Below are 14,050 nucleotides of genomic sequence, written 5' to 3'. Positions count from 1 at the left end.
GTAGCGAGCTTTGTATGCGCCAGAGCGGTGTTAGGGTGGGCTATTTAAAGCAAATTGCCGCAGTACAGGCATCGCGTGACGATCTGGAGTGCTCTCGATGATAACATCCCAGCCGTGTTGGGAATCCCAGTCACCGAGCACAAAGCGTTTGGCAGGCACATCTTCTACCGTCAAATCATGCACCTTGGGCCGGTGAGTGTGGCCGTGAATCATGGTTGTCACGCCAAAGCGCTCCATTAACGCGACCACTTCCTCGTGAGTAACATCCATGATTGCGTCCGCCTTGGATGCATTGGCATCGCCAGACTGCATACGCAAGCTTTTTGCCAACTCTACCCTCTGTTCCAGGGGAAGCGAGAGAATCTGGGCTTGCCACTCGGGAGACCTGGACTGTTCACGAAATGCCATATAAGCGTCATCTTTCGTGCAAAGGCTATCGCCGTGCAAAATGACGGCGGGTACACCTTGAAGCTCTACCTCTTGGCTTTCGGGTAGTAACGATGCCTGGCATTCACTGATAAAACGCTCACCAATCAAAAAGTCTCGGTTACCGTGAAGAAAATGAACGGTGGTTCCTTCGCTGCTCAGTTGGCGTAATCGTATGATCACCTCGCGAGCGACAGCTGCCAGCGGGTGAGGTGTGTCGAGCAGGTCGTCACCAATCCAGGCATCGAATAGGTCGCCCAAAATGTACAGGGCGTCAGCCCCCTTAGCGGTGTGCTCTAAGTAGCGGTAAAACCCCTGATTAATCTCAGGGGTATCGCTGCTTAGATGCATATCAGCTACAAGCAGAGTGCGCATAGAGTTCCTAAATAATCAGTCGGCGTCTTTAACGTAGGCACGCTCAATGATGACATCCTCCGCGGGAACATCAGCATGCATACCACGGCGGGTCGTAGTGACACCACGAATAGCATTCACTACGTCCATGCCGTCGACGACTTCACCAAATACCGCATAGCCCCAGCCTTGAAGGCTTTTGCCACTATGATTTAAAAAGCTGTTGTTGCCTACGTTAATAAAAAATTGCGCAGTAGCAGAGTGAGGGTCTTGGGTACGTGCCATCGCTAGTGTGCCAATGGTATTTTGTAAACCATTATCTGCTTCATTTTCGATAGGGTCGCGAGTCGCTTTTTGATTAAAGTCCAGATCAAACCCGCCACCCTGGATCATGAAGCCGTCGATAACGCGGTGGAACAAGGTACCATCGTAAAAACCATCGCGGACGTATTGTTCAAAATTTGCAGCACTTTTAGGCGCTTTTTCGTGATTAAGCGCAATAGTAATGTCACCGTGGTTGGTCTGTAATACGATCATAGATAAATTCCTGTTCAATAAAGGCGTTCGCCTTGGCGCTGTGCATCGGCGTCACGTTATAATAACGGTTTTGCTAGGCACCGCGAAGCGCAAACCCTAATAGCGTAGGCATTGGTTGCCTAGCACGCCATCCACCATGAGGTTATCAACACCAACATGACCAACGAGACCACCCCAGCGCCGAACTTCATTCGCAACCAAGTACGCGACGAAATAGAGGGCGGCCAGGTCACCAAAATTGTGACGCGCTTTCCTCCCGAGCCCAACGGCTTTTTGCATATCGGCCATGCAAAATCGATCTGTCTGAACTTTGGGTTGGCGGAGCAGCTAGGTGGTGAGTGTCATCTGCGTTTTGATGACACCAACCCAGCAAAGGAAGAGCAGGCGTATATTGATGCGATTAAGGAAGACGTGAGCTGGTTAGGCTTTAACTGGGCTGGCCCAGTACGCTTTGCCTCTGATTATTTTGACCAGCTTTATGCCTGGGCACAGCACTTAATCCGCGAAGATAAAGCCTACGTCGATGACCTTTCGCCGGATGAAATTCGCGAATATCGTGGCACACTCACTGCGCCGGGCAAGCCAAGCCCTTACCGCCAGCGCAGCGTTGACGAGAACCTCGATCTGCTTGAGCGTATGCGTAACGGTGAGTTTGGTGAAGGTGAAAAGGTACTTCGAGCAAAAATTGATATGGCGTCGCCCAATATCAATCTTCGCGATCCGATCCTTTACCGGATTCGCCATGCCAGCCACCACCAGACAGGCGACAAGTGGAAAATCTACCCGTCGTACGATTTTACCCACGGCCAGTCTGACGCCATTGAAGGCATTACGCATTCAATCTGTACGCTTGAGTTTGAAGATCACCGCCCGCTATATGAGTGGTTTTTGAATAACTTGCCAGTTCCCGCTAAGCCGCGCCAAATCGAGTTTGCGCGACTTAATCTGGATTACACCCTGACCTCGAAGCGCAAGCTAAAGCTGCTGGTTGACGAGCAGATTGTCGATGGATGGGACGACCCGCGTATGCCAACCATTTCAGGGATGCGTCGCCGTGGTTATACGCCGGCATCCATTCGCAAGTTCTGCGAGATGATTGGTGTTACTCGTGCCGATGGTGGCTTAGTTGATATTGCCATGCTAACGCATGCGATTCGTTCTGACCTTGAGGACAACGCGCCCCGGGCAATGTGTGTATTGAAACCCCTTAAGGTGGTGCTGACGAACGTTGCTGAAGATCACGAAGAAGTTTACGACGTTCCGGGACACCCAGCCCGAGACGATATGGCCGTTCGTAAGGTGCCGTTTAGTCGCGAGCTGTATATTGACCAAGACGACTTCATGGAAGATGCGCCCAAAAAGTTTTTCCGTTTAGCGCCAGGCAAAGAAGTTCGTCTGCGTAATAGCTACGTGATTCGTTGTGATGACGTAATTAAGAACGATGCCGGTGATGTGGTGGAACTGCACTGCTCAGTAGATTTCGATACCTTGGGTAAAAATCCTGAAGGCCGTAAAGTGAAAGGTGTGATTCACTGGGTAAGTGCTGCCCATGGTGTGCCCATGGAAGTGCGCCTGTATGACAATTTGTTCACGGTTGAGCAGCCGGATCGTGACAAAGATGTCGACTTCCTCGAGCACTTGAACCCCGACTCCTTGGCGGTGTGCCACGCTATTGGCGAGCCCAGTTTGGCGGATGCTGTTCCAGAAGATCGCTTCCAGTTTGAGCGGGTGGGTTATTTTTGCGCTGACCGCCATGCTTCCAAGCCAGGGCAACTGGTGTTTAATCGTACCGTTGGATTGAAAGATAGCTGGGCGAAAATCAAACAGAAGGGCTAAGGAATCGTCATATGCACATTTATAATACGCTGACACGTCGCAAAGAACCGTTTACCCCGCTGGTGCCGGGTAAAGTCAGCATGTATGTCTGCGGCATGACGGTGTATGACTACTGTCACCTTGGCCATGCGCGGGTCATGGTGTCCTTTGATGTTATTACACGCTATCTACGTCATCGTGGTTTTGATGTGACGTACGTACGTAACATCACGGATATAGACGATAAAATCCTCAAGCGAGCTGAAGAAAATGGTGAAGCAATCAGTGTACTCACCGAGCGCATGATTCAGGCAATGCATGAGGATGAAGCGCGTCTGAGCGTTTTGCCGCCAAGTCTTGAGCCCCGAGCGACAGGGCATATTGACGATATCATTACCATGATTGAAACGCTGATTGAAAAAGGCTTTGCCTATGCAGCGAGTAATGGTGATGTGTATTACCGCGTTCGTAAGTTCGCTGATTACGGCAAGCTTAATAATCGTCAGCTTGATGATATGCGTTCCGGCGCACGGGTTGAGGTCGATATTCATAAAGAAGACCCGCTCGACTTTGTGCTCTGGAAAGCGGCAAAACCTGGTGAGGCTTCGTGGTCCTCGCCTTGGGGAGATGGTCGCCCAGGATGGCATATTGAGTGCTCTGCCATGTCGACGTGCTGCTTAGGTGATACCTTCGATATTCATGGTGGTGGTCCTGATCTTACGTTCCCTCATCATGAGAACGAAATTGCTCAATCAGAGGCAGCGACGGGCAAAACCTACGTCAACACCTGGATGCATGCTGGGGCGGTGAGGGTTAACCAGGAGAAGATGTCAAAATCGCTGGGTAACTTTTTTACCATTCGAGATGTATTGGCTGAGCATGATCCGGAAGTGGTGCGTTACTTGCTAGTGGCTAGCCACTACCGCAGCCCAATTAACTACTCAGTGGATTCTCTCCATGAGGCGCGCAAATCCTTGACGCGTTTTTATACGGCCTTGGAGGGCGTCCAAGCGTCGTCGAGTGTCCCTAGTGATACCAGTGAAACCGCAGGCTATGCTGAACGTTTTGCGACAGCGATGGATGATGACTTCAATACGCCCGAGGCGTTGGCAGTATTGTTCGACTTGGCGCGGGATCTCAATCGCGCTAAGAGCGAATCACCTGAGAAAGCACAGCATTTGGCTGCGGAGTTAAAGCGCTTAGCAAACGTGTTAGGGCTTCTGCAACAAGCCCCACCAACCTTTTTGAAGGGGGCTCAGCAGCAGGTGGCGCTTAGCGACGCTGAAATTGAAGCAAAAATAGCGCAGCGTAAGGAAGCGAAAGCGAGTAAAGATTTTGCTCAGGCGGATGCTATTCGAGATGAACTAGCGAGCATGGGCATTATCCTAAAGGATTCCCGCGAGGGGACAACCTGGGTAATTGAAGCCCTCTGAGCGCGCGTCGTTAAAGTCAGTCACGTTTTTTAGTATGCCAGATGCCGTTAACACGGCGTCTGGCGTCAACGTTGTTGGCGCTTATACTGATGTGACACTTTCAAAACGCCAAATAAAAGGACGACCAACATGCGCTTTATAATGAAACCAATGATTGTCGCCTGCCTATCAGCGATTGCTTTTAGCTCAGCTCAGGCCAATGATCCGGTGGTGGTGTCATCCAAAATTGATACAGAAGGATCTGTATTAGGTGAACTCATCATTCAAACGCTAGAGCGTGGAGGCGTGCCAACTGAAGACCGGCTTCAGTTGGGAGGCACCAGCGTTGTGCGCAGTGCACTCGTGGCTGGAGAGGTTGACCTTTATCCAGAGTACACTGGTAACGGCGCTTTCTTCTTTGACATGACCGATAGCCCTGTTTGGAATAGCGCAGAGGATGCTTACCAGGCCGTGCGTGAGCGTGACGCAGAGCAAGGGCTGATATGGCTTCAGCCTGCCAGTGCCAACAATACGTGGGCCATGAGTGTTCGGGAAGATGTGGCGACAGCCAACGGTTTAAAAACCCTTGAAGACCTCGCCGCGTATTTAGCGGAGGGGGGCGAGTTTAAATTTGCAGCGAGCGCTGAATTTGTAGAGTCTGATCAGGCGTTACCGGCGTTTCAAGACGCCTATGGTTTCGAGCTTAGTGATGATCAATTGCTAGTGCTTTCCGGCGGTAACACGGCGGCCACCATGCGAGCTGCTGCTCAGCAAACGAGCGGCGTAAACAGCGCGATGACCTACGGAACAGATGGTGGTCTCAGTGCCCTCGGCTTGGTGGTGCTTGAGGACTCTAAAGGTGTACAGCCGGTTTATCAGCCCGCGCCAGTCGTGCGGGCAGGCGTGCTTGAGGCCTACCCGCAAATCGAATCACTCCTCAATGATGTATTTACAACCCTTGACCTCGTTACTCTGCAAACCTTAAACGCCGATGTGGCGGTGAATGGTTTCTCTCCAGACCAAGTAGCGCGCGACTATCTTGATGGTTTGGGCGACTGATTAATGTCTCTGATAGACGCCTTGCCATCACCTAAATTTCACGCTCAACGCTGGCACTCAAACACAGTACTGTTGTGTTTGAGTGCCTTTATGCTGGCGGCTTCGTGGTTGCTTAGCCCCGTTAGCGTCGCGCCAAATCGAATCGTCGCTGGGGAGTCGTATGGCTTGGTGGCTGCTATTGGCTGGCCAGGAGGACTGCTTGTCACCTTACTGTTTCTTGCAATAGGCGGCTTGGCGATTGCGCCAAGTCGAACGCATTACTATGCGCAGTTAGGCATTGTCACACTCGCACTACTATTAATGCCTTTTGGCCTGATGGTGGCAGGTCATTGGCTGATTGCTGCGGATTTACCGCAAGCGCGTTTAGGCATTGGAGCGGCGTATTGGACAGTGCTCTTCTTACTTATGTTGTGTTTAGTTGAGCTGCGTCTGCGCTTAGGCTTATCACGACTCTGGACGACATTGCTACTCGGCATCGTAGTGGGTGCGTGGCTGGTCTGTGCGTCTCAGTGGCTTGAGAACCTGGCACTCGTACAGGAATTTCAGGCGCGTGATCAACAGTTTTATCGTGCCCTGGTGCAGCATATAGCGCTGGTTAGCACCGCGGTCAGCGTTAGCGTGGTGGCAGGTCTGATACTGGCAATGTTGATGCGGCGTTACAGGCGGCTGCAAAAAGTGTCGTTTGCACTGCTCAACTTCTTACAAACGATTCCCAGTTTAGCGCTGTTCGGTTTATTGCTTGCGCCGCTTGCCTGGCTGGCGGCTAATGTACCGCTCTTGGCTGAGATGGGGGTGAGCGGTATCGGCACAACGCCTGCACTAATAGCGCTGATTGCTTACAGCCTACTTCCTATGGTGCGCAATACGTATATTGCGCTGGAAGAGGTGAGTCCAGATACCTTAGAAGCCGCCAAGGCAATGGGAATGCGCGCAAGCCAGCGCTTTTGGCAAGTAAGGTTTCCCTTGGCGCTGCCGATACTGTTAGAAGGTGTGCGGATCACGACCGTGCAAGCCATTGGATTAACGGCAGTTGCCGCGTTGATTGGGGCAGGTGGGCTAGGCACGTTTATTTTTCAAGGATTGGGCCAAGCGGCCATGGACATGGTGCTACTTGGCGCGCTGCCTATTTTGGTCTTGGCACTTATTGTAGATGCTAGTTTGGGGGCATTAGCCGACGTGCTACGCCCCGGAGGACATTAATGATAGAGCTTTCCCATGTGTCGAAGCGCTTTGGAGAAGATACAGCGGTCGACGACATATCCTTGCATGTTGCGAAAGGAAAGTTCTGCGCACTGGTGGGGTCGTCTGGCTGTGGCAAATCCACCACGCTGCGCATGATCAATCGTCTGATTGCACACAGCAGCGGTGACATCATCCTTGATGGACAGCTGGTCGAGCAATATAACCCGGTTAAACTGCGCCGCCGTATCGGGTATGTCATCCAAAGTACAGGGTTGTTTCCGCACTGGACGGTGGCACGCAATATTGGCCTAGTGCCGCGTCTACTCAAGTGGTCATCGAATGATGTGACAACGCGAGTCAATGAGCTGATGCATTTATTGGGCCTGCCCGTAGAGGAGTTTGCCCATAAATATCCGCATCAACTTTCTGGTGGCCAGGCACAGCGTGTCGGTGTTGCCAGAGCACTGGCGGCAGACCCCGATATTTTGCTAATGGATGAGCCCTTTGGTGCGCTAGATCCCATTACCCGAGAAAAGCTTCAAGACGAGCTAGCAAAGTTGCAGGCTCGGCTACATAAAACGGTGGTCTTCGTGACCCACGATATGGATGAGGCGCTCAAACTTGCTGATCATTTAGTCGTTATGCGAGAAGGGCGCATTGTTCAGCAGGGAACGCCGCTGGCGCTGCTTCAGCATCCTAACGATCCGTTTGTTGAGTCGCTACTGGGTGGGTTAGAGCGTGGCCTAAAACAGGCAGCACTGACACGTGTGAAAGATCACATGACATCGCTCGGTCAGTCACTGCCTGCCCAAGCGAGGATTCCTGCTGATTTCTCGTTACGCCAGGCGCTTTCCATGATGCTACGTGACCACTGCGATAGGCTCACCGTTGTCGACCAGCAGGATATGCCCATTGGTGAGCTGTCACTGCGTAAGATAGTGAAAGAGGCTCGGGTTGATAAGGTAAGTCACCGTGATGCGTAGTAGCGTGCATCGCAGCCAGCAAGTAGGCGTTAAACCGCAGTGGATGCGGCCGGCCTGTTGGGCGCTATTATTGCTAATCAGCGTACTAGGTATGCCATATTTAGACGCTATCTTTCGTTGGGTTGAGCCCAATGCACGACAAGTGATTTATTCGCGTGCAGAGTTTTACACGTTGTTGGGTAGACACGTATTCGTAGTTGGGGTGGCCGCCATTGTGACGATAAGCCTGGGCGTACTCGCGGGTATTGCCGTCACGCGTCAGTGGGGGCGCGATTTTTTACCGCTCGTTGGCCAAGTTGCCTCGCTGGGCCAAACCTTCCCGCCAGTCGCTGTATTGGCGTTGGCGGTGCCCGTTTTAGGCTTCGGCACATTGCCCATTATCGTCGCATTGCTGCTCTACGGCCTGCTGCCCATTGTACGTAACACCCTAGCAGGACTAAAGGATGTTGATGCCAGTATCAAACAGGCAGCGCTAGCCATGGGGATGACACCCTGGCAGGTATTACGCCGTGTTGAGCTGCCGCTAGCGACCCCAGTGATTTTGGCCGGCGTTCGTACCTCGGTGACGATTAATATCGCAACGGCCGCATTGGGAGCGACAGTAGGCGCCAGCAACCTGGGGGATCCCATCATCGCGGGCATTGTGAATGGCAATATGGCCTACGTTCTGCAAGGTGCACTGCTAATTGCCTTGCTTGCCTTGGCCGTGGATAGCCTATTCGATGCGTTGCAACAGCGGCTCGATCTGCGTCTCTCTTCGTCTTAAGTTGTATCCCTAAAAGTAGCGTACTGCGTTACTGTCCTTGTGTTGCGTTGATCGAGGTTACACGAACCTCGACGTGCTTGGCCTATGCTAGATAAATCCACTGGCAAAAATGGTCAACACCAACAACACTGCCCTCAAAAGGGGTAATACAAGGATAATAAAGATGACACAGTATGCACATCAGCCGCTCTTTATGACCGGCGACGAGTTCTCGATAGCGACGTTCAGCTTGCTCGATTCCGAGGGTGAGCTTTACGAAGGGGCTAACGAGCCAGATCTGACACGTGACCATGCCCGCCGGCTTTATCAAGCCATGCTGGCCACCCGTATCTTAGATGAGCGCATGATGGCCGCCCAACGCCAGGGTCGGCTCAGTTTCTATATGCAAAGCACGGGTGAAGAGGCCGCCGTTGTTGGTGCAGCCGCTGCGCTTGACGATGCCGATATGATCATGGCGCAATACCGCGAACAAGGCGCATTAATGTATCGCGGATTCTCCATCGATGAGTTTATGAATCAGCTGTTCGGCAACGAGCTGGACTATGGCAAAGGCCGTCAAATGCCGATTCACTATGGCTCACGTAAGCTGCACTACATGACCATTTCCTCCCCGCTTGCAACGCAGATTCCCCAGGCAACTGGCTATGCTTATGGCCAAAAGTTAGCCGCTGATGGGCACTGCACGCTGACATTTTTCGGCGAGGGGGCCGCGTCTGAAGGTGACTTCCATGCAGCGCTGAATATGGCGTCGGTGCATCAAGTGCCGGTAATCTTTTTCTGCCGTAACAACGGTTATGCTATTTCTACGCCATCCACTGAGCAGTTTGCCGCCGATGGTATTGCCCCCAGAGCCTTTGGCTACCATATGCACGTTATACGTGTCGACGGTAACGATGCACTGGCGGTCTTTGAAGCGACACGCCAAGCCCGCAAAATTGCCGTTGACCAAAATCAGCCGGTGTTAATTGAAGCGATGTCTTACCGGCTTGCTGCCCACTCTTCTTCTGATGATCCTTCTGGCTACCGGGCCAAAAGTGAGGAAGAAGCATGGCGCTTAAAAGACCCCATACTGCGTATGCAAAAGTGGCTAACTAAAAAAGGCTGGTGGAGTGACGAGGAAGAAGCTAGTCAGCAGGAAACGCTGCGTCGTGAAGTGTTGGAGACCATGAAAAGGGCAGAAAAGCGCTCACCGCCCCCTTTGGATTCGCTGATTACCGATGTCTATGCCGATATAACCCCAGAGCTACAGCGTCAATACGACACGCTCAAGCGCCACATTCGCCGTTACCCAGAGGCATACCCGCGTGGCGCGCGGTCGCTAGACCTTGAGGTGAACACGTCCACAGACTCCCAGGGGGAGGAGTAATATGCCCACTATGAACATGCTCCAGGCGATCAACAATGCGCTTGATATCGCCATGGCTGAAGATGAAAAGGTGACCTGTTTTGGTGAAGATGTGGGTGTTTTTGGCGGTGTTTTCCGTGCCACCAGCCATTTACAGGAAAAGTATGGTAAAGCACGCTGCTTTAACACGCCGCTGGTAGAGCAAGGCATCATTGGCTTTGCCAATGGGCTGGCTGCCCAAGGCTCGGTACCGGTTGCTGAAATACAGTTTGCTGACTACATCTTCCCCGCCTTTGACCAAATTGTTAACGAATCTGCGAAGTTCCGCTATCGCTCGGGGGATTTATTCAATGTCGGTGGTTTAACCATCCGAACGCCCTATGGCGGCGGTATTGCGGGTGGCCTTTATCACTCGCAGTCGCCAGAAGCTTACTTTACGCACACGCCAGGCTTAAAAGTGGTCGTGCCGCGTAACCCGTATCAAGCCAAAGGCTTGTTACTGGCCGCAATTCGCGATCCAGACCCAGTGCTGTTCCTGGAGCCTAAGCGGCTCTATCGGGCTTCGGTGGGTGATGTACCCCAAGAGGATTACCAACTACCGATCGGTGAGGCCGAGGTGGTTAAAGAAGGGACTGATATCACCCTGGTGGGTTGGGGTGCGCAAATGGAAGTGATTGGTAAAGCTGTCGAGCTTGCGGAAGAGCAAGGTATTGCCTGTGAAGTCATCGACCTGCGTACGCTACTGCCTTGGGATGCAGATACCGTTGCGGAGTCTGTCCTCAAAACAGGGCGTCTGGTCGTTAGTCACGAAGCACCGTTAACGGGTGGCTTTGCGGGTGAGATCGCTGCGACTATTCAAGAGCGTTGTTTTCTCTATCTGGAATCGCCGATTACTCGGGTAACGGGGTTGGATACGCCTTTCCCGCTAGTGCTGGAAAAAGAGTATCTGCCCGATCACCTGAAAATTTTTGAAGCGATTCGCGAAAGCGTTAACTTTTAGCGCCAGGGAGAAGAACAATGAGCGATTTTATGCTGCCGGATATCGGCGAAGGTATTGTCGAGTGCGAAGTGGTGGAGTGGCGTGTCGCGGAAGGCGATCGTATCGAAGAAGATCAGCCAATTGTTGAGGTCATGACCGACAAAGCGCTGGTTGAAATTACTGCTCCTGAAGCTGGCGTTGTGACCAAACTGTATGTTGCCCAGGGGCAAATTGCCAAGGTTCACGCAGCGCTGTATGCCTACCAGGCAGAAAATGAAACAGCAGAACCGGACGCGACGCCCCCCAACAGCGAATCTCAGTCGTCAGCGGTGGCTAACTCAGCCACTGGGACACCGGCGGAGCCAACCCCCGTGGCGACTAACGCTACTACGGGAGCGAGCCGTGGTAAGGTGCCAGCCAGCCCAGCCGTGCGCCGTCTTGTCCGTGAGCATCAGCTTGAATTAACGGACATTGCAGGCAGTGGTAAAGAAGGTCGAGTGCTTAAGGAAGACGTGCTGGCGCACCTAAAACAGCCTGTTACCGCCTCGGTTCATACCGCCACACCAGCCATGCCAGCAACGCAAGGTGCTGAGTCGCCACGGGTTGAGCCGCTCCGCGGTGTGCGTGCAGTGATGGCGAAAAAAATGGTGGAGTCAGCCAGCTCCATCCCGCATTTTCACTATGGCGAAGAGATTGATGTCACTGAGCTGCTGGCGCTGCGTGAGCGCCTAAAACCGCGGGTAGAGGCTCAAGGTGAGCGATTAACGTTGATGCCATTCTTTATGAAAGCGATGGCGCTAGCCGTTGCTGAGGCACCGATTATCAACGCCCAGCTAAACGCGGAAGCAAATGAACTGCACTATTATCCTCATTGCAATATTGGTATGGCAGTGGATAGTAAAGCAGGTCTGTTAGTGCCCAATGTGAAAAGTGTTGAGCGTCTAACGTTACTAGACATTGCCCGTGAAGTAGGGCGATTAACCATAGCGGCGCGCGAAGGGCGTGTCGACCAGGCTGATCTCAAAGGTGGCACCATCAGTATCTCTAACATTGGTGCACTGGGTGGAACGTATGCAGCGCCTATCATTAACGCGCCGGAAGCCGCCATCGTCGCCATCGGTAAAACTCAGTGGTTACCCCGCTTTGACGAGCAGGGTGAAGTTCAGCGACGGGCGATCATGACCATTACCTGGGCGGGGGATCACCGCTTTATTGATGGCGGTACCATTGCCCGCTTCTGCAATGCCTGGAAAGGCTTTCTAGAAGCGCCTGAAACCATGTTGCTGCACTTGGGCTAGGGTTGGCTAATAAGGAATGAGAAATGTCTCAGGCACCGCTTCAGCAGTTCTATATACCAGAAGAGCAGTCGGTATATCTGCTGAGCCATCACGATGCCCGTAAGCTTAAAGACTGGGTAGCGCTGTGCCAGGCGCAACTTGCCCAGCTAGGCTACACGGGGATTGAGCTGATCGGTAAAGGTGCCTATGGCTTTGTGTTTGCGGGAAGTGCGCCACACCAAGGCACACCGACCCATTATGTCTTCAAGTTTTCACGTATTACGCTGCCCACACATTTACAAGAGCGCCTTGAAGAAGAGGCGTTTATGCTCGATCAGGTTTCCCATCCACGTATTCCGAAGCTGGTGGCTTATCAGCGCTCCCGAGGGCAGTCGATTCTGGTGATGGAGCGTGCGCCGGGCTGGAACCTAGAACAGGTCTCGCTTGAAGAAGGGCGTCTTTCCCCACGGTTAGTGGTCCATATTGCTGACCAGTTAGCTGATATTCTGCTGACGCTACGCCGAGAGTCAGGGCCCAATGCGCGCCCTGTTGTGCATGGTGATATCAAACCTTCCAACCTTGTATTTGACCCCGAGACCGAGTCCATTGCACTGATTGACTGGGGCTCGTCTGTGTTTGCTCAATTAGATGAAAAGCTACAGTTTGTTGGGGCAAATGTGATGGAGCTGATGTCCGATAATCTGCAGCAAACCAACGCGCGATTGGGCGATGTGTACTTTATTGGCGAAGATCAGCTGAATGGGGCGCTATCATCGCCTCGTTTCGACGAGCAAGGAGCAGCGGGCACGCTGTATGCATTGGCATCCGCGCAATCTTGCCGTTTTGGGCATCGTGCGATTCCGGCGAGTTCCTTAGGATTACCGCTGGAGTTTGCCCGAACGCTGGATGGCATGTTGGACCCTGACCCTCATGTACGACGCAAAGCGGGCGATCATTTTTTACAGGCGATGCCCCGTATGGCGAAGTTGGTGATGTTAGATTTACCTGTCGTACCACAAGTGCCGCTGGTGCCGGTATGGGGGCGCCCCGAGCGTCAAGAAATTGACACAGTTGTGTACAGCTCACGGAAGGCTTTTCTGCGTGAAGCCAACGCCGAAGAGACACTGAATGATGTTAATGATGTGCAGCTAGATCGCTATTACAAGCAATTTATGCAGGGCATGGGTGAGACTGAAAAAGCCTTTCTAGCATCGGTTAGCCGTTTGGGAAAATATCCAGTTGTTGGTGGCTTAGCCGTTCGTTGGGAGCGGGAGGGCGTGTATATCGATTCATCGCTTAACCTGTATGACCCAGCGTTAAAACCGGCGTTTATTCAAGCGGTCAATAATATGGTGCATTTAGCACGTGCTATTCATCGCCAGGGGGTGTTCAAAAGCTGCTTATTTAATGCGCGTCAAACGCTGCACTTAGAACGCGCAAGTGTGGAGGACTCCTTTTTATGTGAGCCTAGCACGACCATTGATTACGAGCTGAGTGTGGTGCCAGAAATGGAGGATCGCACGCGGCAGCATAGCTATTTTGAAGATGGCCCCGACCCAGAAGAGCTATTGGTATTGCCAGATACCATTATGCAGCTTTTGCAGCGACTTAATGAAATTCATCATACGGGCATGATTATTTTTGAGGCGCTGCCCAAACACCTCAAAATTCATAGTTACTATCGGCTGCTTGATCCCAGTCGGGAGCCAGAGTTTCGGGCGCTACTGTCTCGTGTGCTGGCCTCTGTTAACCAGATAGAGGGCTTGGGTGTCTCTGGGTTTATGAAAATGCCGTACAAAGACACGCGATTTTTTACCCACCTAGAGCGCCAGCCAGAGCACTACTATCCTAAAGACCCCCGTGATTACCTGAGAAAACAGCAAATCAGCAAAGTAGTGGGTTCCTGACTTACCTC

Annotated in this window: 12 protein-coding genes; 10 read left to right on the top strand and 2 right to left on the bottom strand. The window is 52.4% G+C overall.

Features of this window, described 5'->3' with window-relative positions; translation table 11 throughout:
- Positions 1-30: 30 nt before the first annotated feature.
- Entirely contained in the window at positions 31-801 is a 771-nt protein-coding gene (locus HZS79_RS03350; RefSeq protein WP_179927023.1) for a UDP-2,3-diacylglucosamine diphosphatase, read from the bottom strand.
- 15 nt (positions 802-816) lie between these two features.
- Positions 817-1,317, bottom strand: a complete 501-nt coding sequence (locus HZS79_RS03345) for a peptidylprolyl isomerase (RefSeq protein WP_162217242.1) — start codon at positions 1,315-1,317, stop codon at positions 817-819.
- A 156-nt stretch (positions 1,318-1,473) separates the two neighbouring features.
- Between HZS79_RS03345 and HZS79_RS03340 the strand changes: the two genes are divergently transcribed.
- From HZS79_RS03340 to HZS79_RS03295, 10 genes are all read left to right on the top strand, one after another.
- Positions 1,474-3,153 carry a glutamine--tRNA ligase/YqeY domain fusion protein gene (locus tag HZS79_RS03340; protein WP_179927022.1) on the top strand — a complete coding sequence of 560 codons (1,680 nt, stop codon included), beginning with the start codon at positions 1,474-1,476 and terminating at the stop codon, positions 3,151-3,153.
- A gap of 11 nt (positions 3,154-3,164) precedes the next feature.
- Entirely contained in the window at positions 3,165-4,565 is a 1,401-nt protein-coding gene (gene cysS, locus HZS79_RS03335) for a cysteine--tRNA ligase (RefSeq protein ID WP_162217244.1), read from the top strand.
- A gap of 129 nt (positions 4,566-4,694) precedes the next feature.
- On the top strand, positions 4,695-5,603 hold the full coding sequence (gene osmF / locus HZS79_RS03330; protein ID WP_162217245.1) for a glycine betaine ABC transporter substrate-binding protein OsmF: 909 nt from the start codon (positions 4,695-4,697) through the stop codon (positions 5,601-5,603).
- Positions 5,604-5,606: 3 nt separating this feature from the next.
- Positions 5,607-6,803 carry an ABC transporter permease gene (locus tag HZS79_RS03325; RefSeq protein ID WP_179927021.1) on the top strand — a complete coding sequence of 399 codons (1,197 nt, stop codon included), beginning with the start codon at positions 5,607-5,609 and terminating at the stop codon, positions 6,801-6,803.
- On the top strand, positions 6,803-7,768 hold the full coding sequence (locus HZS79_RS03320) for an ABC transporter ATP-binding protein (RefSeq protein WP_162217247.1): 966 nt from the start codon (positions 6,803-6,805) through the stop codon (positions 7,766-7,768). Before HZS79_RS03325 ends, HZS79_RS03320 begins: the two co-directional genes overlap by 1 nt.
- A 43-nt stretch (positions 7,769-7,811) precedes the next feature.
- On the top strand, positions 7,812-8,534 hold the full coding sequence (locus tag HZS79_RS03315; RefSeq protein WP_371829561.1) for an ABC transporter permease: 723 nt from the start codon (positions 7,812-7,814) through the stop codon (positions 8,532-8,534).
- Positions 8,535-8,697: 163 nt separating this feature from the next.
- A complete protein-coding gene (locus HZS79_RS03310; RefSeq protein WP_179927020.1) occupies positions 8,698-9,900 on the top strand; it encodes a thiamine pyrophosphate-dependent dehydrogenase E1 component subunit alpha in 1,203 nt (400 codons plus the stop codon).
- Position 9,901: 1 nt separating this feature from the next.
- Positions 9,902-10,879, top strand: a complete 978-nt coding sequence (locus tag HZS79_RS03305) for an alpha-ketoacid dehydrogenase subunit beta (RefSeq protein ID WP_162217249.1) — start codon at positions 9,902-9,904, stop codon at positions 10,877-10,879.
- A 17-nt stretch (positions 10,880-10,896) separates the two neighbouring features.
- Positions 10,897-12,156, top strand: coding sequence for a 2-oxo acid dehydrogenase subunit E2 (locus tag HZS79_RS03300; RefSeq protein ID WP_179927019.1), 1,260 nt, complete (start codon positions 10,897-10,899; stop codon positions 12,154-12,156).
- Between the two features lie 23 nt (positions 12,157-12,179).
- Positions 12,180-14,042 (top strand): protein kinase domain-containing protein, encoded by a 1,863-nt coding sequence (locus HZS79_RS03295; protein ID WP_179927018.1) that lies wholly within the window; start codon positions 12,180-12,182, stop codon positions 14,040-14,042.
- Positions 14,043-14,050 lie beyond the last annotated feature (8 nt).

This window comes from Vreelandella zhaodongensis (assembly GCF_013415115.1).
In the GTDB taxonomy this organism is placed as follows: Bacteria; Pseudomonadota; Gammaproteobacteria; order Pseudomonadales; family Halomonadaceae; genus Vreelandella; species Vreelandella zhaodongensis.
This window is presented reverse-complemented; position numbering and strand designations above follow the sequence as displayed.